The organism is Geomicrobium sediminis, from assembly GCF_016908595.1.
Taxonomy (GTDB): domain Bacteria; phylum Bacillota; class Bacilli; order Bacillales; family Marinococcaceae; genus Geomicrobium_A; species Geomicrobium_A sediminis.
In genome coordinates this window covers 110,034-132,679 of the sequence record NZ_JAFBEC010000001.1, presented here as the reverse complement: position 1 = coordinate 132,679, position 22,646 = coordinate 110,034, and the positions used below count along the sequence as shown (strand labels likewise).

Sequence of the window (22,646 nt, the reverse complement as noted above, 5' to 3'; positions counted from 1 at the left end):
TATCGCTTTTTCTAATTTGTAGAGTGTTAGGGTATTAAACTGTAGAAGGAAATGTTTTATAGAAAGCGAATAGACAACGAAGGAGAGATACAATGAATAAAAAAATTATATGGAAAAATTTAGAGGCATTCGGTTACGAGCATTTTGATTTGAGGATAGAAAAAGACATTAATGCAATTGGAACAATCATTACTACCGTCGATGACGTTAAACCAATAGCAATAAAATACTGCATCCAACTAAATCAAAATTGGGTTACAACTGAAGTGAATATAGAAATAGAAAACCAAAATCGATTGAAAATACATAGCGATGGAAATGGGAATTGGTTTAATGAGGATGGAGCACCTTTAGAAAACCTTAGAGGAGCGATTGATGTAGATTTATCAGCAACCCCGTTTTCAAACACGTTACCAATCAATAGAGAGAGTTGGAATGTAGGTGATGAAAAGAAGTTTGAGATGGTGTATATTTCTTTCCCTGAATTAGAAGTTATGAAGGTTAAGCAGAGTTATAAATATAGTAAAACAAAGGATGGCAATCGTTACTATGATTATGAGTGTCGAGGTTATCAAACAGAAATAACAGTCGACGATGATGGTTTTGTAATTGATTACCCTAATGTTTTTCAAAAGATCTATTAAAGTAAAGTGTGCAAGTAAAACGTTAAAAATTAGCATAAAGTGCTGAGTAGTATCGATTAAATAGAAGTTTATCAATGATTACAGAATGAAATGGAGGGTCTTGCATGTGGACTCAACAGCTGATTGAGACAGACAGGGGTGTCTTTGAAGTTTTCATAAAAGGAGACGGTGAGCCTTTAGCCGTCACCCATCATTATAGTGCTTTTAATGAACGTGGAAATGCCTTTGCAAATCCATTTACGGATGTCTATAAGGTACACCTCATTAATCTTAGGGGTGCAGGTCAATCCGTAGGTGCGAAACAGGAACATGAATACAATATGGAAGTGACGATCTTGGATTTGGAAGCACTTCGTGACACCTTAGAGTTTGACCAATGGGGATTTGCAGGCCACTCTACCGGTGGGATGTTGGCATTGAAGTATGCGATTAATCGACCAGCTTCTTTAACGAAGATTATCGCAGGTGGGGCAGCGGCAAGTTATGAATATGGATCAGATCCGAACTCCATTTATTGCCCCGAAAATCTGAATTTCACGCTCATCGTAGATATTATGGATCAACTAAACGATCCGACAACACCAATTGAAACTCGAAGAAAACTGAATTATGAATGGGCTTTAATGTCCTATTACTCAGAAGATAAGCTGCAAGATGCGATGACGAAGCCGAATAGTGGTAAACCTGTCGGAGAGAGGCTAGATTATTTTAGGAAAGTTGAATATCCTACCTATGATATCAGGGAGAAGCTAAAAAATGTAACTGTACCTAGCTATATTTATGCCGGAAAATACGATGCCCAGTGCCCGATGAAGTTCGGAATTGAAATTGCTCAATTGATCCCAACAGCTTCGTTAACCATCTTTGAAGAAAGCAACCACAATCCATTCTCGGAAGAGGAAAAGAAGTTTCAAGAGTTTGTGAATGGAACTATTAAAGAAGCCCTCAAAGAAAACTAGCGTAGGGGTAAGTTCTTGTATGTGGGGATTTTGATGGTTCGATGTATATAGTCGATGCAAAATCCCCTCGTAAAAACGTTTATTTGGCGATTTTGAAGTTTTAATTTTTAGCTACATAATCTCCCCATTTTATGGTATTTGATTAAAACTCCTTGATAGATTCGTTCACAATAGGAATACAGAATGTAACGGTAAATATGAGGTTTGTTAAACAGCATGTATGAATCATTAAAGTTAATTGTTTGGTATGTTAGTAATAATAAAATAATCTAATAATTCTGATTCAATAAGGGGTGAGAAGTTTTGAGTGTACGTAAAGTAATCTTGATCTTAATAATTGGTGGTTTATTTATGCTTCAAAGTCCAATAATCTTATTAGCGAATCGGATTGAACCAGTAATTTTAGGTTTACCTTTTTTTATTTTTTGGAATTTTCTTTGGTGGGCAATTTTAACCCTAGTTATGTACATCGCATATAAATTAAATTGGGGTAATCAAAAAACAGAGTAAGGGGTGAAGAAGTTGGTCTCTGGTGTAGTTATAATACTATTATTTATGATAATCCCATTAATCGTAGGGGTATTGGCGGCAACTAAATCGGACAATACGAGTGATGATTATTTCATACAAGGCCGTAATATGGGTTCAATCACAACATTTTTTACAGTATCGGCAACATGGTGGAGTGCATTTGCTTTTTTGGGATCCAACGCCTCTTTATATTCTGAAGGACCTGTTTATTTAACTGCAATTGGTTGGAACATTTTATTTGGGATTTTGTATTTTGTAGTTGGGAAGAGGGTTTGGTACTTAGGGAAGAAGTTTAATTATGTGACGCCGTCAGATCTTTTAGGTGATTTTTATGATAGCGAAAAAATAAGAGTAGTGGTTGGTATCGTCGTTGTGGTTTTTACGATTCCATACTTACAAATTCAGTTGACAGGCGGAGCTTATTTAATAGAAATTGCTTCAGGAGGTTATATTCCTTTTTGGTTAGCTGCATTAATGTTTTATATCGTTATTTTAATTTATGTTTGGGTTGGCGGGATAAGAGCAATTGCGTGGACAGATATTATCTATGGTGCAATTTTATTATTTGGTCTGCTATTTGCTGGGCTTTACCTTTCTAATGTTGTAGGTGGACCCATAGCTATGTTTGAGCAGATGCAAGCTCAATATCCAGAACATATGGTGTTACCTGGTCCTGATGGGAATGCAGGATATGGTATGTGGATTTCACTTTGTTTTATAACAGCAATTGGAGCATTAATGGGTCCTCAAATGTGGTTGCGTATGTATTCGGTTAAGAATGGTACGATCTTTAATCTAATGCCTTTTCTAATATCTATTATTGCGATTTGTTATGCAGGTTCACTGTTAGTTAGTTGGACAGGGGTTCTGGTAATGCCCGGTGTAGAGAATCCCGATCAAATACTTCCGTTACTATTAATGGAGTATGCACCATTTATTATCGCTGCATTAATTCTGGCAGCTGGGGCTTCGGCTGCAATGTCGACTGCAAATAGTCAAATCCATGCTGTGTCTACTGTAATGACAAAAGATTTTTATCAAAGATATAAAAATCCCAATGCTTCACATGAAAAACTTATGAGAATTGGTAGGTATTACTTAGTTGTATTTTCAGCTATTGCTTACGTTTTAGCTTTATTTGCACCAGGTCTACTCGTAACGGTGGGTCTAATTGCGTTTGGTGGGACTGCGCAGTTAATCGTACCTACATTGGGTGCATTATTCTGGAAACGCTCTACTTCAATCGGAGCATTGACTGGCATTATTAGTGGATTGTTCGTCATGATGATCCTTCAATTTACTCCTTTACCGTTACCATTTGGTCTTAGTTCTTCAATGTATGGTCTATTTGTAAATGTAATACTCTTCGTTGTGGTCAGCTTGCTAACAAAGCCTCGACCTGTATCGGTGTCGAATCGCTTTGAGTTGGCATTGAAAGAGTTCAATCAGGAAGAACATAAAGGACTTAATGATAAGAAAAATATTGCATAAAGGAGATGTTAGTTTTGCATACGGCGATTCAATTAACGAGAGACTTAGTGCAAATTCCGAGCGTAAATCCTTATGGTAACGAAAAAGAGTGTGCTGATTATATTTTAAAATGGTTGGAGGGAATAGAAGGTATTTCCGTAAAGGTACAATCAGTTGAAGAACATAGAAACAATATAATTATAAAGTATCCATGTGAACATAGTTCATTACCGCCTCTCGTAATTATTTCTCATATGGATACCGTACCAGCAGAAGGGGAATGGAGTGTAGGTCCTTATTCCGGTGAGATCATTGATGGAAAGCTGTATGGTAGAGGTTCTTGTGACATGAAAAGTGGCTTAGCATCAACATTAGTTGCTCTAAAAGAACTTGCGGAATCAAAAACTGAAGTGAAACGTGACATTTATGTAATTGCTAGTGTCGATGAAGAAGGTCCGTATATGAAAGGGGCTGTAGCTTTAATTGAGGATGGAATCGTACCTGAAGATGCTCATTTTCTGGCTACCGAACCAACAAGTTTAACACTATCGAAAGTTCATAAGGGAACAATATGGTATAAGATCACTGTTATTGGAAAAAGCTCGCATTGCGGAAATGCAAAGTTAGGTATTGATGCTGCACACGCTGCAGCAGAATGTATCACTGATCTTAAACGTAACGTAAGTAAACTAGAATACAATCATGAGATATTCGGTGAGCCTACATTGTCTGTAGGAACGATTCATGGTGGTGAGAAAACAAATATGGTTTCGGGTTCTGTTCAGTTTGAGATTGATTTTAGATTAGTACCCCCAATGACCCAAGAAGAAGCAGAAAAGATTGTAGAACAATCACTAAAGCAAGGTTGTGCAAGAGTGACAGGATCAAACTTCAAAATAGAACAATTTGGTTTTGCTCGAATTCCTTTAGAATCAGATGAAAACTCTAACCTTTTAGCTCGAATTGAACATGCATATGAAGCATCTTTTCAAACCGACATCGGTCATAGCGGTTTTCCTGCTTATACAGATGTCGCGATGATCGGTTTAAAGACTGGCAATAAGAATATTGCTGTGTTTGGACCTGGAAATTTAGAGCAAGCTCATATGATTGATGAATACGTTGAAGTACAGCAAATTATTGATTGCGTTACAGTCCTTAAAAAGCTTATGGAGAGTTAGTTTCTTTTGGATGACTGGAATGCTATTTGTATTCTGCATACAAGCCTCTTCAAACTACTCTAGCGTTAGTCTTGGAAAGTTCATCAGCGTGGGATGGGAAAGCATCTCCTACTATGATGTAAGGGAGAAGCTAAAAAATGTGATTATCTAGCTCTATTTATGCTGAAAAATACTTTGCACAGTGTCTAATCTTTAAAGAAAGCAACGACAATGATTATTCCAAACAAAAATGAAGAGCATAGGGTATGCTCTTCATTTTTGTTATTTATAATTGAGGGTATATATAATCGCGCGAAACGCATCTTGAGAAAAAAGGTAGACGAACGTTAAGATCATCGAAATTGGTATAATAAATATTAAGAGTTTTACTAAAGGCGTTTTGATTACTAGTGTTTCTGCTTTTCTTAGGAGTGACATGGAATCATTATTGTTCATGATGATCCTCCTCGATAGGTGGTTTCGTCATGGCTAATTGATCGGTCGTTTTATTATAATTATGACACTACGATTTTAAAATCATTTTACGTGAATATTTTTTATTTTTATATAGTTTCTGAAGAATTGAGTCGAATGACTATACTCATTTTTTACTGAAGGAACTTCTTTTAATGGGGGATCAAAAATGAAAAAATGGTTGGGTTCTTCAGGTGTATGTGTCAACCAGGATGGTCAATTGTTAATGGTTTTGCAAGGCAAACCTGAAGAAAAGAAAACGTGGTCCATTCCATCGGGTGGAAAAGAACAAGAAGAAACATTTGAAGAGTGCTGCATTAGAGAAGCGAAAGAAGAAACGGGTTATACAGTGGAAGTCGTTGAGAAACTGAAGGTGAAGCAAAGAACTTATGAACAGATTAGTCTAGCTGTTGAAGCTCACTATTTCTTTGTGAACGTTGTAGGAGGAAAAAGAAACATTCAAGATCCTGACAATCTTATTTATGATATCGCTTGGAAAGATGTAGATGAATTAAAAACGTTAGAGTTAACCTTCCCCGAAGATCAAGAATTTCTTACTAAATACTTAATGAAAGTATCTAGGCAAAACTTATAATTCAACGAATCGCTTTATCCAAAATAAAAGGAGAATGCATACATGCCCGAGCCAAAGATGAAAGAAACCAACAATAGTGTAAACGAATTTATTGAAAGTGTAGAAAGTGAGAAGAAAAAGGCAGACGCCTATCAATTAGTAGAAATCTTTGAAGAGGTAACGGGGTACAAGGCAAAGATGTGGGGACCTAGTATTATAGGTTTCGGTAGCTATCATTATAAATACGCATCTGGACGTGAAGGAGACGCTCCTTTAGCGGGTTTTTCACCAAGAAAGGCAAAAATTAGTCTCTATTTAGCCTATGAAAGTGAGAAAAGAGAGGAACTGTTAGCACGGTTCGGTAAACACACAAAGAGTAAGGCTTGTATATATGTTAATAAATTGGCTGATATCGATCTAGATGTGCTCAAGGAATTGATCCAGCACACAATAGAAACGTATCAAGACTAACAGCATTATGAAAAGAGCACTTCTACAATTCAAAAGTAATTGGTCTAAGGTTCTTTATAGGGGGAAATTATGATCGAGTCTTTTGCATGCGCTATTCCTTCCCTTTTTGCACGATTCATCAAACCACACGTCAAACAGATCATAAGTTTAGTAACGAGGTATTTCTAAAAATAAGCAGGAACTTTTATGAAAGCGCTTAATTTATATAGGGAGTAAAGGTACAAACTTATTCCACGAGGAGTGTTGTCATGAACCTTGCCTCTATCATTACGCAGAAAGCTGAAGAAACGCCAACGAAACTTGCACTTGAAAATGAGGATGTGCGTATTACTTATGAGCAACTAGAACGAACGATTAATCAAACGACGCATTTGTTCCGTCAGCGAGGTGTCGTTGAGGGTGATCGGATCTTGTTGCAACTAGGTAATAGTTTAGAGTTTGTGTATTGTTATTTTGCAGCTGTAAAGTGCGGTGCCATTATCGTACCGATTAATCCGACCTATACAGCAGCAGCAGAAATAACGCATATCGCGTTTGACTCACAACCGGTGCTTTTTGTTGTTGATGCTGCAGCTTCGGAGAATGTTCAAGCTGTTAGGGAGAATAGCGACAATCTTATTGATGTAATCTTAGTTGATGCCCAATCATCTGACAATGCACTGTTGCGTGCGATTCAGTCTTTGCCTACACATTGTGATCCAGGTGTCGTTGATGATGAACGCGTATGTCAAATTTTATATACGTCTGGAACGACTGGGAAGCCAAAAGGTGCAATGCTCACTCACAAAGGGTTACGAACGAATGCGATGACGTATAAAGACATTCTCCATTGTTCTAGTGATGATTATTGCTTAATCTCTTCTCCTCTTTATCATGCTGCGTCTCAGACCAATTGCATGCTTACAATGCTTGTTGCTGGTGGTACGAGCTACATTTTGCCAAAGTACTCGACTGATAAAGTCTTAACGCTTTTAGAAGATAAGAAGGTCACGTTTTACTTTATTCCACCTAGTGTTGTCGCGATGTTGCTTAATCACCCTCGAATCAACGAACGTACTCTATATCTTCGAATCGCTTTTACAGGCTCAGCCCCAATGCCAGTAGAACTACTCGATCGGTGGAAAGCTGTGTCAGGGGTTGAACTAATTGAAGGGTACGGGCTTACGGAATGTTCTCCAATCGTGACTAGTCATCGTCCAGAAGGTAAAAAGAAGCCCGGATCCATTGGTACGGCACTCCCCCGAGTTTCTGTGGTGATTCGAGACAACGAAGGTAAAGAAATGCCGAGTTATGAGAAAGGTGAACTTACGGTTAAGGGTCCAAATGTAATGAAAGGGTATTGGAAAAATGAGGTCGCAACAGCTAATACGATTCGAGATGTCTGGCTATATACGGGTGATATTGCATATCAAGATGATGAAGGTTATCTCTATATCGTGGATCGGAAGAAAGATCTAGTGATTCGGGGAGGGATGAACATTTACCCGAGAGAAATTGAAGAAGTGCTCTACACCCACCCAGATATTTTAGAAGCAAGTGTCATCGGCAGTCCAGACCCAATTATGGGCGAGGTCGTACATGCATACTTTTCAACGAAAGATTCGAGTGTTACATTGACCACAGACATGTTGCAGCGTCATTGTCGGCCCATGTTAGCACCCTATAAAATACCCGCTTACTTTACACAACTAGATGAATTACCTAAAACAACGAGTGGGAAAATTTTAAAACCCGCTCTTCGGGAATTGGTCACTCGTAAGTAGGTGGGGCGAAGACTTAACGATACCACACACAAGTCAGGCACAACACCTGCTTGTGCTTTTTTTATGGATGAGCATTGAGAGAAAGCAGGGGCATGGAATTAGCACGTTGAATGTATGGTGATGGGTGAGAGTTCTTACGTATCAAACTAAAGGGAGGATACAGATGAAAGTTGGGATAATCGGCGGTGGATTTGGCTTAAACGTTCAAGCTCCAATCATTGCGTTGCATCCTGAAATGGAAGTTACGGCAATTTGTACGATGAATCGGCATCGTTTACCAGATCATCTATTAGATGAGGAGCGGGCGCCAGTTCATTATAAGTGCTGGACCTTAATGCTAGAGAAGGAAGAGCTAGATGTCGTGTTTGTTAGTTCGTTACCTCGGTATCATTTTGTTATGGTTAAAGAGGCGTTGAAAAGAGGCATCCATGTCGTTTGTGAGAAACCGTTTACGATGAATCATCGTGAATCACAAGAACTTGTAGAACTTGCAGCTCTTTACGATGCGAAAGTCGTTATTGATTTTGAATGGCGGTATCACCCTGCCTGTCAGAAGATGAAGGAGCTCATGCTACAAGGTCTAATCGGGGAGGCTATTCACTTTGAGAATCACATCTCAAGCCCTCAATATCAAAGCTTGCATTTGAACAAAAGAGGTTGGATGGGTGAAAAACAACAATTCGGAGGTATGCTAGGCGCTTTAGGCACACATATGATTGATTGTTTGAGATGGTTAGTGGATGATGAGGTAGCGAACGTGAATGGGTTGTTACATACGCACGTACCTGAAGGTGCTGGAGAAATGAGAGATGCTGATGATGGGTTCTTTATTCACGGAAAGATGAAGAAGAATTGCACATTTTCAATTCAGTTGCTTTCTTGTGTTAACCACGGATTTGGGTCTAACATCAAGGTATTTGGAAGGCAAGGAACGATTAAACTAGAGAATGATAAGTTGCTTTTAATAGGGCAAGCTCAAGCACCATTAGAAGAGCTCGACATTCGGTCAGAAGGAAAGCTGCCAGCGCTACAGTCGAAAGAGGCAGCGGCTTATTATCCAGCATTTTATCCTTTCTTAGAAAAGGTGTATGATTATTTTGCCTTTCATCAAGTCGATCGGGATTTACCACTCATTGAAGATGGGCATCATAACCAAGTCGTGATGGATACAATCATTGAAAGCCAAACGTTATTTTATAAGTAGGTGGTAGTGGTGAGAAGGATCGTTGCGTTCATCATCTTGTTTGTTTTGTTTTCGTATCTTGCTAATTTTGAGCCTGTTATTGTCTTCGTCGAGGCGTTACTTCAAAATAATTTTATCATGTTCATTGGGCTTCTTTCTTTTATTATCATAACCGTCATGGTGACCATGATCTTGAGACCGAGTTAACAGTAAATCATTTTCTAGAAGATCATACAAATTGACATTATACCCATAGGGGTATATTATGAGAAATAAGTTAATCGAACAAAGGGGTGAAACGACATGGAATATACCGATCAAATGAAAAATCGATTAAAACGAGTTGAGGGACAACTTCGGGGCGTTTTAAAAATGATGGAAGACGGGGAAGATTGTCGTGATGTTGTGTCCCAACTAGCGGCTTCTCGTACAGCCATTGATCGCACGATGGGGGTTATTGTTAGTGAGAACCTCGTAGAATGTGTTCAGAAAGCAATTGAAGATGGAGAAGATACGAAAGACTATGTCGACCAAGCTGTGAACTTGCTCGTTAAGAGTCGCTAGGGTAGCCTGTCTACCCTAGAAAAAAATTTTAGCAATTATAATACCTATACGGGTATATGTATAAGTGAGGAGAAGACGATGACGGAAACGAAATCAACGAACATTATTCTTTTTAGTGGAGACTATGACAAAGCAATGGCTGCGTACATTATTGCAAATGGTGCAGCGGCTTATGATCATGAGGTCACCATCTTTCATACGTTCTGGGGACTTAATGCGTTGAGGAAAGATGAACCAATTCAAGCGAACAAAACGATGTTGGAGAAAATGTTCGGCAAAATGATGCCCCGTGGTGCTGAAAAGATGGGATTGTCTAAAATGCACTTTGCGGGAATGGGGCCAAAATTAATAAAAAAGGTCATGAAAAAACACAATGCGATGCCGTTAGCCGATCTCATTGAAATGGCAGAAGAACAAGATGTCAACTTAGTGGCCTGTACGATGACGATGGATTTGTTAGGACTGCAAAAAGCAGAACTGAGAGAAAGTACTCAATATGCCGGTGTTGCAGCGTATTTAGCCGATGCTGAAGATGGAAACGTGAACTTATTTATTTAAGAGGAGTGAATGTAATGGAAGACGTCACATTAATTGTTGATGCAAAAGGATTGGCTTGTCCAATGCCAATCGTTCGAACAAAAAAAGCAATGAAAGACATTGCCCCAGGAAGCATTGTTGAAGTGCAAGCGACAGACCAAGGCTCAACGGCAGATCTAAAGGCATGGGCACAAAAAGCAGGACATGAGTATTTAAAGACTGTGGAAGAGGATCAGTCGCTAAAACATTATTTACGCGTGGGAAGTAACGATTCAAACGAGTGCAAATTTCCACATGTGATTGATAACAAAGGACTTCAAAGCGTCATTGATGGTGACTCGAATTTCGTCATTGTTGATGTGAGAGAGAAACATGATTACGACGAACAGCACATTCAAGGTGCTCGCTCAATTCCCTTTGGTGAATTACGTGAGCGCATGCATGAATTAAGAAAAGATCAAACCATTTATGTCGTATGTCGGACGGGTAATCGTAGTGATTTAGCAGCTCAAGCGTTAGCTGACCAGGGGTATCATAACGTCGTAAATGTCGTGCCTGGCATGAGTCAATGGAATATCAAAGGAGGAAACCAAAGGTGAGCTTAATAGCTATGAATCCCAGTGAGTTAGCGAGAAAGGTCATTCAGAAAGAGCCGTTGTTTATTTTAGATGTTCGAAATGAAGATGCGTTTCGTGATTGGAAGGTTGAAGGAGAGAATATTCAATACTTGAATGTCCCGTATTTTGATTTACTAGATGGTGTCGAAGAGATCGTTGATCAGCTTCCTAAACATCAACCGATTCTCGTCGTCTGTGCAAAAGAAGGTTCATCGATTTTAGTCGGTGAGATGCTTTCGGAGGAAGGGTTCAATGCTTCTTATTTAGCAGGCGGTATGAAAGCATGGAGTGAACATTTAGAGCTCATTAAAGTCGCCGATTTACGTGAAGGTGGAGAGTTATACCAATTTGTTCGTCTCGGTAAAGGCTGTTTATCGTATATGGTGTTGTCCGGGAACGAAGCCGCCATTATTGATGCGACGCGAATGACAGATGTTTACGTGACGTTTGCGAAAGAGAAAGGGGTATCGATCTCGCATGTGTTCGATACCCATTTACACGCCGATCATATTTCGGGTGGCAGAATGATTGCTGAAGAAACCGGTGCGACCTATTGGTTTCCACCAAAAGATGCCGAAGACGTCACGTTTAATTATAAGCCGATTGAAGATAACACCCATTTGCAAGTAGGTGCTTCTCGAATTGACATCCAATCTCTAGAAACGCCAGGTCATACGATTGGTTCGATGTCCTTTATTATCGACGAGGTCTATTTATTAACGGGAGACATTCTATTTATTGATTCAATTGGACGACCAGATTTAGCTGGAAAAGCAGAAGATTGGGTGGGGGATTTAAGACACTCGTTGTATAAAACGTATCAAGCATTATCACCAGACCTTATCGTCATGCCTGCGCATTTCATGATCATTGATGAATTGAATGACGATGGAAGCGTGGCTGAAAAACTTGGTGTCTTAATGGAGAGAAACCACGGATTAAACGTAGACGACGAGCGAGAATTTCGCTCAATGGTTACCGATCATTTACCACCGCAACCGAATGCTTATCGTGAAATTAGAGAAACCAATCTGGGCAAGAAAAGCCCTAGCTTAGAAGATCAACGTGAAATGGAAATTGGTCCAAACCGATGTGCGGTTCGATAATACTTTTAACTAAAAAGGAGTTCATACCAATGAAGATTACTAAGGTAGTAGATGCAAAGGGAATGGCATGCCCGATGCCAATCGTAAAGACGAAAAAAGAAATGAAGCAGTTAGAAACAGGAGACATTCTTGAAGTACAAGCAACCGATCAAGGTGCGTTAAAGGACTTCGAGGCATGGGCGAAGTCAACAGGCCATGAGTTGTTACAAACTAAGGAAGCGGACGGGGTTTTGACGTTCCACATAAAGAAAGGAGAATAATAGGCGATGGAAGAGGGGCACATCACTGTCCCTTTTCTTATCAGTAAGGGGAACTTCGTGGATATTCTTTTTATCATAACCATTTTTCTAATTGGTTTTATCGGCTCATTCATTTCTGGAATGGTAGGTGTTGGGGGCTCGATTATTAAATATCCGATGCTTTTATTTATTCCTCCACTAGTGGGATTTACAGCTTTTACGGCACATGAAGTTGCCGGAATTAGCGCAGTTCAAGTGTTTTTCGCGACAATTGCGGGTGTGTGGGCGTATCGGGGAACCGGCTATTTGCACAAGCAATTGATTGTTTATATGGGAGCTAGCATTCTACTTGGAAGCTTTATCGGAGCGTTTGCTTCTAATCTTCTTCAAGAAAGCGCCGTGAATGTTGTCTATGCCGTACTCGCGACAATTGCGGCAATCATGATGTTCTTACCAAAAAAACAACTGCCTGACCAGCCAGCACAACACATTACATTTCATAAAGGACTGGCTGCTAGCTTATCCTTTGTCGTAGGTGTAGCATCTGGAATTGTAGGAGCAGCAGGATCGTTCTTGCTCGTTCCAATTATGCTAACCGTATTAAAGCTCCCCACTCGTGTAACGATCGCAACCTCGTTAGCGGTAACGTTTATCTCTTCCATCGGATCTACGGTCGGTAAAGTTGCAACAGATCAAGTCCTCTATGGACCTGCAATTGTAATGATTATAGCAAGTGTTATTGCGGCGCCGATCGGAGCAAAGCTTGGTCAAAAAATGAATACAAATCGTTTGAAATGGATCCTTGCCATACTCATTCTTACATCCTCACTACAAATTTGGTGGGATGTATTGCGTGGCTGGTTGTGAAGATGAAGACATGTTTCTATAGAAGAAGCATGTCTTTTAATTCCATTAGTTGGAAACGGAATAATTCGTGACCTAACAAGCACCCTCGATCATCGGATACATACATTACGATTAAAACGGTGAAAGGTTTGATGTTCGTGTATTATGTACCATGCATGTATCCATATGCGTATTATCCATCTATGCCAACCCAAAATTATCGGCAGATGCCTACTCAATCATACGCACATCCGAGTCATTCGTATCTAAATGAAAGACAGTATGAGAACTCTGATTATGGTAAAGAACCAATCGTTTTCAATATCGATCAAGCAACATATCAAAATGAAACATTTCGAACAGCAATCTGGACAGGTGATCATTTACAAGTAACATTAATGAGCATTCAGCCTGGTGAGGATATCGGTTTAGAAATGCACCCCAATGTTGATCAGTTTCTTAAAGTTGAGCAAGGGCAAGGCATAGTACAGATGGGAGAGAGTGAGCTCAATTTACCGTTTGAAAGTCTGGCTGGTGAAGGATCAGCTATTCTAATCCCGGCGGGAACTTGGCATAATGTTACAAATACCGGTCAATCGCCATTAAAACTATACTCAATCTATGCCCCTCCAAATCATCCATTCGGAACGGTTCATAAATCGAAAGCAGATGCACTTGCTGCAGAAGATCATGAGAATAATGAGTAATAACATTTGAAGCACGAATTATAACTAATAGAGGGCTGCCAACTTCAATGGTAGTCTTTTCATTTATGGTAAGGGTGAATGAGCGTATTTTCTGAGGAAAGAGAGTTCTTCGATAGTAATTAATCAAAATAAATTGATTAATTAAGTTTTGTTTGTTATTGTTAAGTTACCCAATTGCTAACTGGAGGTACAATCGTGCAACAATCCTATGCAATAGTAAGCGTTGAAGCACTTGAAATGTATAAGCAGAAGTTTAAGGCTTTAGCAGATACGAAACGATTACACCTATTGAACGTTCTTAGTAATAAAGGTGAAACTTGTGTTTGTGACTTAACAGAAGAGTTGGAACTTCCCCAATCTAAGCTATCGTACCACTTAAAGGTCTTGATGGATGCAGGTTTATTAATGAAAGAGACACGAGGTACGTGGAGTTATTACAGTATTAACGAGGAAGAAATCGATCAGCTATTATCGGAACAACTATGCTGCGTGTTAAAACCATCCAAGTGATGGTTTTACATATCTATCATTAATCAAAAAAAGTTGATGAAAGGGTGTTGAAAATGACTAGCGTACACATTGGATTAAACGTAAGTAATTTGAAAGAGAGTCGAGAGTTTTATGAGAAGTTATTTGGAGCATCTCCAAGCAGGTTAAAAGAGGACTATGTAAAGTTTTTACCGAAGGAAGTGGCAATTAATTTGACGTTAAACGAGGTGTCGTCTGTAACTGGTAATCAAGTGAATCATTTTGGTATACAAGTTCCGTCAAAAGTAGACCTGTTACAACATAAAGAACGTTTAGAGCACGTTGGTTTTTTTGCTCGTGAAGAAATGGATACGACATGTTGTTATTCTCTTCAAGATAAGTTCTGGGTAACAGATCCAGATGGTAATGAATGGGAGTATTTTTATACGAAGCAAGATACGGAAATTCGAGACGAGGACTCAACGTGTTGTACTGCGTAAAGTGACTATTCTTTTAACTTAATAAACACTAAATCGGGCGCTCTGTTTCTCGAATAGCGTCCCTTTTTGTGATTGAGCTCATCGTGACTTAAGATACACCTCTGCTCACATACTGCTCGTAATGTGAGCAGAATCAAGGTAAAAACGACGATTTACAGTTCTTCTGATCACATAAAAGATGATTCTACTCACATACTGCTCATAATGTAAGCAGAATCAAGTTAAAAAGGTCGATTCTCGGTTCTTCTGATTACATAAGCAGCAGTTCTCGTATTACGTAGCGGACCGATTTAATGTCCTCGATTCTATTTTAGGTCTGTCTGTACAATCCAAGTAACGTTGTTCGTAACATTCGGTTCTCTCTCTATATCTTCAGAATGGATTTTTGCAGAATGAGTAATGCTGTCGCCAGGTGAATTTAAGTTCAGATCATGTGCAGTCCTGCGCATACTCTTAACGACTTCGCCTTCATCTTCAAGTTGACTTTGATACGTAGAATAAGTAACGATCTCCCTAGTCTCGTTAGACCCTCTAGTGAGGCCATTTATGAATTCCTGTAAAGTACGTATAGGTTGTGAAACACTCGGCATGGCTCTTCGAATAAAGTAGTTTGGAAGGTCACTTGAAAAAGGATCAAACCGTTTCTTCTCTTGGCCAATCTGTAAATTCTGCTCAAAGAACACAGTTCTTTCAGAAGATATAGATTTCGTGCTTGCATATTCGATTACTTGATTCGGAGCAAATGCTTGGACGACTCTGACAGTGTTAGTGGACTGATCATACGCCATAATGACCCCATCAGATAGTAGCAATGTAGACCGATGTTCACTAACGCTAGCTCCTTCACGCCAATCCGTAAGTACTTGATTACCGTGGAAAAAGCTTACTTGCAACAGGTATTGATCAGAACTCTGACGGATTCCATACATCATGTAGCCATGATCACCAGTTAAATTTTGAGACCAGGCGCCATTTAATGTGAACATAGATGAATCTAAGTACTCGTAATCATTAATATCTATGGGACCAGAAGTCAGGGTGTTCAAATCAGCGATTAATTGTTCCACATCGTCTTTTTGTCCTTGTTGGGTTTCTTGATGTTCAGTTTCAACATTCTCGTCCTGATTTTCTGCTGTAGCATAGGAAGAACTTTGGTCTTCTTGCAGTTCGAAGTCAATAAGGGCGTTGTAAAGCACCATATTGTTGTCTTCTAATTTGGTTTCAAAAGAAACCGTATTACCTTCCTCTAGATCTTCAATGACAAGATGGAGTGTATTTGTCTCGCCCCGAATATAAAATTGTAAGATCGTATACTTCGTATTCGTTGTATGTACATCTCCAAGTGCATTCTCGGAAATAATTCCTTCCCCATAAGGAGTAAGGTTCCCCTTAATGTCTAGCATATAATCTTCATTGAATTTTAATTGCCCCTCTACCATGATTGTTTCATGTACCTGATAAAAATCTAACTCGATTAATTCAATCGTCGGTTTGACGGGCGACGAAAAGGCACTAAGTTCAATGGTGTCAGCGTGTAGCTGGTCGTGATCATTTGCTTCAAGAGGCTGAGGCATAAAAAAAGAGCTAACGACAAGAAATGCAACAAATAACCTTCTCTTCAACATGACCACTCCTTTACACGTTTGAATGACTACATAAAATACCCTAGAGTAATGCACTACGAAGATCAAGATGATTAGAAAAGTTAATAGAATTGTAAAACAACTTAGACTGCAAATAGCGTCCCTCTGTCCTTTCATTCGAAGTGTTTTAGATTCCATATTTTAGTGAATAGACTATTGACCATATTTAAATGTAGAGGGGAGAATGTCACATGAGAAAATCGTCATTATTCATTGGTATGTCACTTTTGCTTGTTGCTTGTAATGCTGATGAAGAAGGTAATGCAACGAGTGATCAAGAACAACCCCAAAGTTCAGAGAATATTGAAGGGGAATCAGACCCGTTTGCAGAAGAAGTTGTTCAACGAGCGGCTATGTTTTTTGAAGATTTAGACGGACTGTATTTTGAAGTAGAAGGGCAGCTGGATGTTACGGTTGATCGTGATGGAAACGTAATCGAAGATGGTGAAAACGTTACAATGCTCGAGAAGCATTGGCACTATATGAAAGACGATGAGTATTATAATCGCTTCCAAATCGATACCATTCAAGAAACAGAAGAAAACGGTGAATTAAAGGTTGAAGAAGAACCGACTAGTTATACGTTTACAGATAGAGACGACCCAGAGTATCAGTTTGACTATAACGAAGGTGACGAGTCGGCGATTCGTTATGAAGTCGATCGTGTGGAAGAGATTGAATCCATACCTGGAGCAGCCCCGCATGAGCGACGATTAGAGGAGTCCGTGTTGACATACCTTGGTGAAGAAGACGTGAATGGCTATCAAACGTATGTCGTGCAGTCGGAAATTGACGATATGCAGATGACACATTGGTACGATCAAGACACGTATTATGAGGTGCAGTCTGAGACCGTTATTTCAAGAGATGATGAAGATAACGTAGAGACAATCAGTATAATTACGGTTCTTGATTTTGAAAAAGACCCTGAGTTCGAAGAATCCTTATTTACAGTACCTGATGAAGTGGAAGTCGTTGAAGGTGATATCATGGATACCGTTGGCGATGAATAAAGGATGTTAACGTCCTTTGGGTCCGTAATAAATGATGGGGAATTCTTAGTTATAGGAGGAAGTAATATGAGGCACATCACAGGATTGTATATCATCATGACAAGTATTTTCTTTCTAAATTATACGAGTGTATTTCTGTTGAATAATAATTACTCGGGTATTATTGGTTGGATCACAGGCATTCTTTTTTTAGTTGGAACCGTGTATTTTGTCGCTGCAAAGAGAGAGCGTTTGACTGGATAGGTATAAGGATTTTTCTCTGCATTAAGAATTGTATGGAAAGCAAGGTGAGTGACATGGAACCTTCCAAAGTTCATGAAGCGGTCATCATAGCCCCTGCAGAACTTAATTTTCTAGTCTATTGCCATAAAATTATTAACAATAAATCTTTTCCATTTTTGAATCATATCCATATGGATATGATTCAAAAAGCGTCTGCACTTGAAGTAATAAGAATTGAATGGGATGCCGTATGTTCTCAAATTGCGAAGAGAAATGAGTATGTAATGGAGAGCCATTACATTTATGCTGCCGCAACCAGAATATTTCCAGGCTGTCGTGATGAAAGTGTACAAGAAGTGATTCAATCCTTTGAAGCATTTTGGTTCCACCTTCCAGGTTTTGGATATCAAAGTGTCTTAGAAACCTTAATGGTAGCGGCTATTGATCGTATAGCCTTATACACAAATACGTACAACGTAATTATAGCGTTGTTTGATGAGCCGCATTTTATTGAAACAAGAAAGGTTGGAAGATTTGGCGAGATCGTTCCGATTACATCGTACCTTTAAGACGTAGGGAGAGACGGTATGGAGTACAACAAACAAAACAGAACAATACGTACAGACCGATTGTATTTAAGAGTCTTTGAAAAAAGCGATGCACAATCTGTTCAAGCTTTATGTAATAACAAGAACATATACAAGAGCACACTGTACTTACCGTATCCATACGCCTTAAGCGATGCGTTGCGATGGATTGAAACTCACAAAAAGAATTTCGATGACAATCGATCCTATGAATTTGCGGTTACAGATCGGGAAAGTGGAACGTTGTACGGTGCAATTTCTTTATCGAATAATCAAAGATTTAATCATGGTGAACTAGCTTATTGGATCGGTGAAGAGCATTGGGGAAACGGCTACGGGACTGAAGCGGCACGAGCAATGGTTGAATTTGCATTCGAAGAAAAGAAGTTGCATAAAGTATTCGCCCGTTTCTTCAAGTCAAACCCGGCTTCAGGTGCAATTATGCAAAAAATAGGGATGGAGCAAGAAGGAGTATTAAAAGACCAAGTGGTCAAAGATGGTAGATATGAAGATTTAATACATTACGGAATTATCAATCCTGATCATGAGTAACGAAGATTTTCATAGGCTACTACAATAAGTCTATTGGAAAGGTGGTCATAACAATTAGTGAGGTCTTATTTTATGGTACATTATTTTCAATACCAGTCATCATTGCTATTGTTATTGCCAAACCTTCGTATTTAAGCTTTGTCATTAGTGGACTTTATTTATTGGTTTTTGGTTACTGTTCTTTTCTATTTTGTTCTTTTCTTTTCAAGATCTGAATCAAGGGATTATAGGAATGGTGATTTTACTAATTACATTTCCAGTAAGTTTGTTATTCATCATAATCGGTGCAATTTTAGCAGTGGGAAAAAGTAATTAAAAGTTAGATAGATTTGTTTGGGTTAACCTGCTGCATAATGATGCAAAAACGACCGATGACCGAGTGCGGATGTGAGGCGAACATAAAAAGCCTAGGAGATCCGTACCGATAAATTTAAAAATTGTGATAAAATATGTAATAAAGATAGAGCTTGAATGGGACATTTTAGAGTTTATGATTCTGATTTGCCTTGATAAGAGCGAATTTTGTATAAATATAAGCAGAGTTCGCTGTCGCACTCCATGTGAGTACGTGGATAAAGATTGCTGCGCGTACTTTACCGAAGTAAGCAGCGATGCCGTCGCACTCCATGTGAGTACGTGGATAAAGATGCTAAAGGTCTTATGTTCATTGGCGCCACACTACGTCGCACTCCATGTGAGTACGTGGATAAAGATAACTTGTGGTACTTCTTGTACTCGTTTGAAGTGTGTCGCACTCCATGTGTGTGTGTGGTTTGAAATATAGGGCTGTCAACACGATTCAAGTAGCGAACAAGTCGCACTTCATGTAAGTGCTTGGAGTGTATTTACTATTTTAAAAGCAGTCAGCACAACTTTAAGGTCGTAACTACTCCAAAAAACATAGTCTAAGAAATGGAAAAAGAAACTAGATCCATGGTGTGTGATATGCTCCCTCCAAAGTAGACACTTAAAAAAGTGAAACCTTTGGAGGGATTTTTTTGTCGAGAAAATTGAAGGTTGATTTGGCGATTCTAGAAGACGTTTTCAAGAAACGTGCTGCCGGCTATTCCTACAAGTGGCTCATTGAAACGTATCAACTTCCGATCGTTGAAACCACCTTACATCGCTATTATGAACGGTATCGGCTTCATGGACTTGAGGGTTTACAAACGAGGAAATCGAACCAGCGGTATTCGAAGGGCTTTAAAGAAAAGGTGGTTCAAGAATACGTAAACGGTCATGGCTCGCTTCAATCCCTCACGATTGCGTATAACATTCCAAGTCTACAGATATTGAAAAACTGGGTGATGCGACACACTTTAGGAAAAGAGATGAAGGTCTACCTTCCAAAACCTGAGGTGTGTATACCATGAACGCACGCAAAACAACCCTTAAAGAACGGATCAAAATAACCGAAGAATGCATTCGAGAAGGCCTCAACTATAAAGAAACGGCTGAGAAGTACCAGGTCAAGTACAATCAGGTCTACCAATGGATGAAAAAGCACAAAGAACACGGACCGGATGCGCTGATGGATGGATGAGGGAAAGGAAAAGCCCCATACATTCAGACGGACGCTGAAAACTCGAGGCAGAAATCACAGCGATGAAGGCACGTAACCAATGGCTAGAGATGGAGAACAACGTCCTAAAAAAGACCAAAGAAATCGAAGAGGAGATGATAAGAAGCGCCTCCACTAAAAAGCGTCTTACCAAACGATCGAAGCGTTAAAAGAAGCCTACCCAAATTCCTGACTTTGTGAAGCGCTGGCGAACTCTCGAACTACTATAAATGGACACAGCGCCAAACGCCTGACGATGAAGCCTATGACCGAGAACTTATGGACGAGATCACAACCATTTATCACGATCATAAAAGGGATTTATGGATATTGCCGCATCACGATTTATTTACGTCAACGGAAAGGCATAATTGTTAACAAAAAGCGTGTTCATCGACTGATGAAACATCTTGGTTTACGTGTCGTGATCTGACAAAAACGAAAGTCCTACCGCCCAGAAAATCTTCTAAATCGAAAATTCACTGCTGTACGTGAAAATGAAAAGTGGCTTACCGACGTGACCTAATTGAAGTTCCCTAGTGGTCCAAAAGCGTACTTAAGTGCAATTCTAGACCTCGGGAAAGGAACCATTGTGAGTCATGTCCTCGTCCATTCCAACAATAATAAGCTTGTCTTTGATACGTACCATCAAGCGATTGAAAAAACGCAAGCGACCCATGTTCTTCTCCATAGTGGCCGTTGCTATCAGTACATATCGCCAAGTTTTCAACGCTTGTTAAAGCAGCGCCAGTTTGTGCAAAGCATGTAAAGTGTAGGTCGATATATTGATAACGTGCCGATTGAAGCGTCTTGGGGAAAGTTTAAAATGGTATAGCTCACTACGAGCTATGCCACGTCTACGTACTTTACTTATTTATCTGTCTACTTGACAGGGAGCAGTTCAATGTCTCCTGATTCATCTTGTTTTTAATTGCATAGATATTAAAGGAAAGCTGTAGAGTACATGATTAAGTGATACCTATAAAACAAACAAGGCAAAAACTATCCTTATACTTCTAGCTGTACCCGATCTTCTTTTTAACTAACGACTCTGTTAGTTAAAGTATTCCACAATCGACCTTTAATTGAATAGCTAACTTATGAAATTCAATAGATAATATTTTTAATTAATTTTTCTGCAATTTTCATTTCCTTATAAACGGTGGTAAGCAATTCTTCTAAAGGTAAAGAGGTCAGTGTTTTTACCATAATTTTGAAATAGTTTTCACTCAATGGAGAGTTAATTTCAGTAGAAAGATTATAATGAAACAGATTATTTCTAAAAGCATTATCACTAAATATCCTTTTATGATTCTCTATTACTGAGATAATTGTTCCATGATATTCTTCAAAGTCTTCTAAATTACCAGTGCTAAAAGCAAAATCTATTGCTTGGACCGAGTAATAGTAAATCAATAATTGAATCCTGTATTTAAGTGGATGTTCGTCTATTATTAAATCTAAAATACAAAGAGCGAAATTTAATTGACATTGCATATTAAGTAGATATAATGAGACACCTTTATCCATAACTTTATTAAAAATGTTTCTTTGTTTTTCTTCGCTATAGATATAATCTTGAGTGGTTAAGTCTTCACCACCTACATTAGATTTGTAATCCTCTTGTTTTAAGTATGGTAACTTGTGTCCTTTTAATGCATTATAAAACCCATTTATATACATAACGTTCTGCATACTGAATTTTAATACATCATTCCCAACTTCCATAATACTTGAATTAAAAGGTTTAACATATAAATTTATTTGAGTACTGTTAGCATAAGGTTTGTCTTTATAGTAGAAAACACCTAAGTCTTCTTGTCCAAACGCTTGTATATATGCCAATTGTTCCACAGTATAGTCTCTTACTAATTCATCATGAAATTTTTTAGTTTCACGATTTAGCATTTTTATTGAAGTTCTTATATTTTTTTTATCAGTAAGTAATTTTGAACTTGCTCTTATGTTTTTGATAAGCGTCGTGAAACTCTTTCCATTTATATCTTCAAATCGACTAGAAAGTACAACCGTATCTTCGGTTTGGAAAAGACTATCAATTCCATCACATATCATTGACATATAAGGTAATAATGAACTTGAGATATTCGGCTGAATATCTTTTGGTAAGTTTATTAATCGGTAAATCATTTTGTTAGATTCGTATATTTCACTAATTAACTGGCTTCTGGAGACTTGCAATAAATTCATAATTACCACCTCGATTAATATATCTGCCTGTTTTTATTCTCTTACAC

28 protein-coding genes are annotated in these 22,646 nt (G+C 38.7%); 26 read left to right on the top strand and 2 right to left on the bottom strand.

Features of this window, described 5'->3' with window-relative positions; all coding sequences use genetic code 11:
- Window positions 1-92 precede the first annotated feature (92 nt).
- From JOD17_RS00670 to JOD17_RS00585, 18 genes are all read left to right on the top strand, one after another.
- Complete coding sequence (locus JOD17_RS00670; RefSeq protein ID WP_204695247.1) at window positions 93-644, top strand: putative glycolipid-binding domain-containing protein; 552 nt, start codon at window positions 93-95, stop codon at window positions 642-644.
- 104 nt (window positions 645-748) lie between these two features.
- Window positions 749-1,603 carry an alpha/beta fold hydrolase gene (locus tag JOD17_RS00665; RefSeq protein WP_204695246.1) on the top strand — a complete coding sequence of 285 codons (855 nt, stop codon included), beginning with the start codon at window positions 749-751 and terminating at the stop codon, window positions 1,601-1,603.
- Between the two features lie 303 nt (window positions 1,604-1,906).
- Window positions 1,907-2,113, top strand: coding sequence for a DUF3311 domain-containing protein (locus tag JOD17_RS00660; RefSeq protein ID WP_239575086.1), 207 nt, complete (start codon window positions 1,907-1,909; stop codon window positions 2,111-2,113).
- Window positions 2,114-2,125: 12 nt separating this feature from the next.
- Complete coding sequence (locus JOD17_RS00655; protein ID WP_204695239.1) at window positions 2,126-3,625, top strand: sodium:solute symporter family protein; 1,500 nt, start codon at window positions 2,126-2,128, stop codon at window positions 3,623-3,625.
- Window positions 3,626-3,639: 14 nt separating this feature from the next.
- The gene (locus JOD17_RS00650) at window positions 3,640-4,785 is read left to right on the top strand and encodes a M20 family metallopeptidase (RefSeq protein ID WP_204695237.1); all 1,146 of its coding nucleotides are present in this window, start codon (window positions 3,640-3,642) and stop codon (window positions 4,783-4,785) included.
- Between the two features lie 622 nt (window positions 4,786-5,407).
- Window positions 5,408-5,833 (top strand): NUDIX hydrolase, encoded by a 426-nt coding sequence (locus JOD17_RS00645; RefSeq protein WP_204695236.1) that lies wholly within the window; start codon window positions 5,408-5,410, stop codon window positions 5,831-5,833.
- 42 nt (window positions 5,834-5,875) lie between these two features.
- Window positions 5,876-6,283 carry a DUF1801 domain-containing protein gene (locus JOD17_RS00640; RefSeq protein WP_204695235.1) on the top strand — a complete coding sequence of 136 codons (408 nt, stop codon included), beginning with the start codon at window positions 5,876-5,878 and terminating at the stop codon, window positions 6,281-6,283.
- A gap of 248 nt (window positions 6,284-6,531) precedes the next feature.
- Window positions 6,532-8,046: a class I adenylate-forming enzyme family protein gene (locus JOD17_RS00635; protein WP_204695234.1), complete on the top strand. Its 1,515-nt coding sequence runs from the start codon at window positions 6,532-6,534 to the stop codon at window positions 8,044-8,046.
- Window positions 8,047-8,209: 163 nt separating this feature from the next.
- On the top strand, window positions 8,210-9,250 hold the full coding sequence (locus JOD17_RS00630) for a Gfo/Idh/MocA family protein (RefSeq protein WP_204695233.1): 1,041 nt from the start codon (window positions 8,210-8,212) through the stop codon (window positions 9,248-9,250).
- Window positions 9,251-9,532: 282 nt separating this feature from the next.
- Window positions 9,533-9,793, top strand: a complete 261-nt coding sequence (locus tag JOD17_RS00625; protein WP_042360513.1) for a metal-sensitive transcriptional regulator — start codon at window positions 9,533-9,535, stop codon at window positions 9,791-9,793.
- 78 nt (window positions 9,794-9,871) lie between these two features.
- Window positions 9,872-10,351: a DsrE/DsrF/DrsH-like family protein gene (locus tag JOD17_RS00620; protein ID WP_204695232.1), complete on the top strand. Its 480-nt coding sequence runs from the start codon at window positions 9,872-9,874 to the stop codon at window positions 10,349-10,351.
- 14 nt (window positions 10,352-10,365) lie between these two features.
- Window positions 10,366-10,929, top strand: coding sequence for a sulfurtransferase TusA family protein (locus JOD17_RS00615; protein ID WP_204695231.1), 564 nt, complete (start codon window positions 10,366-10,368; stop codon window positions 10,927-10,929).
- Window positions 10,926-12,053, top strand: coding sequence for an MBL fold metallo-hydrolase (locus JOD17_RS00610; protein ID WP_204695229.1), 1,128 nt, complete (start codon window positions 10,926-10,928; stop codon window positions 12,051-12,053). Before JOD17_RS00615 ends, JOD17_RS00610 begins: the two co-directional genes overlap by 4 nt.
- A gap of 29 nt (window positions 12,054-12,082) precedes the next feature.
- On the top strand, window positions 12,083-12,313 hold the full coding sequence (locus tag JOD17_RS00605; protein ID WP_204695227.1) for a sulfurtransferase TusA family protein: 231 nt from the start codon (window positions 12,083-12,085) through the stop codon (window positions 12,311-12,313).
- Window positions 12,314-12,370: 57 nt separating this feature from the next.
- Window positions 12,371-13,159, top strand: a complete 789-nt coding sequence (locus JOD17_RS00600; RefSeq protein WP_338028737.1) for a sulfite exporter TauE/SafE family protein — start codon at window positions 12,371-12,373, stop codon at window positions 13,157-13,159.
- 137 nt (window positions 13,160-13,296) lie between these two features.
- Entirely contained in the window at window positions 13,297-13,845 is a 549-nt protein-coding gene (locus JOD17_RS00595) for a cupin domain-containing protein (protein WP_204695603.1), read from the top strand.
- 237 nt (window positions 13,846-14,082) lie between these two features.
- Entirely contained in the window at window positions 14,083-14,355 is a 273-nt protein-coding gene (locus JOD17_RS00590; protein ID WP_204695602.1) for an ArsR/SmtB family transcription factor, read from the top strand.
- Window positions 14,356-14,408: 53 nt separating this feature from the next.
- Window positions 14,409-14,813 carry an ArsI/CadI family heavy metal resistance metalloenzyme gene (locus tag JOD17_RS00585; RefSeq protein WP_204695223.1) on the top strand — a complete coding sequence of 135 codons (405 nt, stop codon included), beginning with the start codon at window positions 14,409-14,411 and terminating at the stop codon, window positions 14,811-14,813.
- Between the two features lie 305 nt (window positions 14,814-15,118).
- Here the strand turns inward: JOD17_RS00585 and JOD17_RS00580 are convergent, their stop codons facing one another.
- On the bottom strand, window positions 15,119-16,435 hold the full coding sequence (locus tag JOD17_RS00580) for a hypothetical protein (RefSeq protein WP_204695215.1): 1,317 nt from the start codon (window positions 16,433-16,435) through the stop codon (window positions 15,119-15,121).
- Window positions 16,436-16,647: 212 nt separating this feature from the next.
- On the opposite strand from JOD17_RS00580, the gene JOD17_RS00575 reads away from it, so the two are divergent.
- The 8 genes from JOD17_RS00575 to JOD17_RS00540 all read left to right on the top strand — a co-directional run bounded on the left by JOD17_RS00575 (window position 16,648) and on the right by JOD17_RS00540 (window position 21,160).
- Entirely contained in the window at window positions 16,648-17,469 is an 822-nt protein-coding gene (locus JOD17_RS00575; RefSeq protein ID WP_204695213.1) for a hypothetical protein, read from the top strand.
- A gap of 66 nt (window positions 17,470-17,535) precedes the next feature.
- Window positions 17,536-17,712, top strand: coding sequence for a hypothetical protein (locus tag JOD17_RS00570; protein WP_204695211.1), 177 nt, complete (start codon window positions 17,536-17,538; stop codon window positions 17,710-17,712).
- Window positions 17,713-17,765: 53 nt separating this feature from the next.
- Entirely contained in the window at window positions 17,766-18,260 is a 495-nt protein-coding gene (locus JOD17_RS00565) for a hypothetical protein (protein WP_204695209.1), read from the top strand.
- A gap of 18 nt (window positions 18,261-18,278) precedes the next feature.
- Window positions 18,279-18,830, top strand: a complete 552-nt coding sequence (locus tag JOD17_RS00560) for a GNAT family N-acetyltransferase (protein WP_204695207.1) — start codon at window positions 18,279-18,281, stop codon at window positions 18,828-18,830.
- Window positions 18,831-19,828: 998 nt separating this feature from the next.
- Entirely contained in the window at window positions 19,829-20,203 is a 375-nt protein-coding gene (locus JOD17_RS00555) for a transposase (protein WP_204695205.1), read from the top strand.
- A complete protein-coding gene (locus JOD17_RS00550) occupies window positions 20,200-20,373 on the top strand; it encodes a helix-turn-helix domain-containing protein (protein WP_204695203.1) in 174 nt (57 codons plus the stop codon). The genes JOD17_RS00555 and JOD17_RS00550 overlap by 4 nt, the downstream gene beginning before the upstream one ends.
- Window positions 20,374-20,647: 274 nt before the next feature.
- Window positions 20,648-20,824, top strand: a complete 177-nt coding sequence (locus JOD17_RS21800) for an IS3 family transposase (protein ID WP_420827922.1) — start codon at window positions 20,648-20,650, stop codon at window positions 20,822-20,824.
- Between the two features lie 93 nt (window positions 20,825-20,917).
- Window positions 20,918-21,160 carry a hypothetical protein gene (locus tag JOD17_RS00540; protein WP_204695199.1) on the top strand — a complete coding sequence of 81 codons (243 nt, stop codon included), beginning with the start codon at window positions 20,918-20,920 and terminating at the stop codon, window positions 21,158-21,160.
- A gap of 338 nt (window positions 21,161-21,498) precedes the next feature.
- On the opposite strand, the gene JOD17_RS00535 is transcribed toward JOD17_RS00540, so the two are convergent.
- Window positions 21,499-22,599, bottom strand: coding sequence for a hypothetical protein (locus JOD17_RS00535; protein WP_204695197.1), 1,101 nt, complete (start codon window positions 22,597-22,599; stop codon window positions 21,499-21,501).
- Window positions 22,600-22,646 lie beyond the last annotated feature (47 nt).

Bases quoted from the DNA above. Each gene is read 5' to 3' on its own strand.
- JOD17_RS00670 (WP_204695247.1), top strand. From the start codon at position 93: ATGAATAAAAAAATTATATGGAAAAATTTAGAGGCATTCGGTTACGAG.
- JOD17_RS00665 (WP_204695246.1), top strand. From the start codon at position 749: ATGTGGACTCAACAGCTGATTGAGACAGACAGGGGTGTCTTTGAAGTT.
- JOD17_RS00645 (WP_204695236.1), top strand. From the start codon at position 5,408: ATGAAAAAATGGTTGGGTTCTTCAGGTGTATGTGTCAACCAGGATGGT.
- JOD17_RS00640 (WP_204695235.1), top strand. From the start codon at position 5,876: ATGCCCGAGCCAAAGATGAAAGAAACCAACAATAGTGTAAACGAATTT.
- JOD17_RS00635 (WP_204695234.1), top strand. From the start codon at position 6,532: ATGAACCTTGCCTCTATCATTACGCAGAAAGCTGAAGAAACGCCAACG.
- JOD17_RS00630 (WP_204695233.1), top strand. From the start codon at position 8,210: ATGAAAGTTGGGATAATCGGCGGTGGATTTGGCTTAAACGTTCAAGCT.
- JOD17_RS00625 (WP_042360513.1), top strand. From the start codon at position 9,533: ATGGAATATACCGATCAAATGAAAAATCGATTAAAACGAGTTGAGGGA.
- JOD17_RS00620 (WP_204695232.1), top strand. From the start codon at position 9,872: ATGACGGAAACGAAATCAACGAACATTATTCTTTTTAGTGGAGACTAT.
- JOD17_RS00615 (WP_204695231.1), top strand. From the start codon at position 10,366: ATGGAAGACGTCACATTAATTGTTGATGCAAAAGGATTGGCTTGTCCA.
- JOD17_RS00605 (WP_204695227.1), top strand. From the start codon at position 12,083: ATGAAGATTACTAAGGTAGTAGATGCAAAGGGAATGGCATGCCCGATG.
- JOD17_RS00590 (WP_204695602.1), top strand. From the start codon at position 14,083: ATGTATAAGCAGAAGTTTAAGGCTTTAGCAGATACGAAACGATTACAC.
- JOD17_RS00585 (WP_204695223.1), top strand. From the start codon at position 14,409: ATGACTAGCGTACACATTGGATTAAACGTAAGTAATTTGAAAGAGAGT.
- JOD17_RS00575 (WP_204695213.1), top strand. From the start codon at position 16,648: ATGAGAAAATCGTCATTATTCATTGGTATGTCACTTTTGCTTGTTGCT.
- JOD17_RS00570 (WP_204695211.1), top strand. From the start codon at position 17,536: ATGAGGCACATCACAGGATTGTATATCATCATGACAAGTATTTTCTTT.
- JOD17_RS00565 (WP_204695209.1), top strand. From the start codon at position 17,766: ATGGAACCTTCCAAAGTTCATGAAGCGGTCATCATAGCCCCTGCAGAA.
- JOD17_RS00560 (WP_204695207.1), top strand. From the start codon at position 18,279: ATGGAGTACAACAAACAAAACAGAACAATACGTACAGACCGATTGTAT.
- JOD17_RS00550 (WP_204695203.1), top strand. From the start codon at position 20,200: ATGAACGCACGCAAAACAACCCTTAAAGAACGGATCAAAATAACCGAA.
- JOD17_RS21800 (WP_420827922.1), top strand. From the start codon at position 20,648: ATGAAGCCTATGACCGAGAACTTATGGACGAGATCACAACCATTTATC.
- JOD17_RS00535 (WP_204695197.1), bottom strand. From the start codon at position 22,599: ATGAATTTATTGCAAGTCTCCAGAAGCCAGTTAATTAGTGAAATATAC.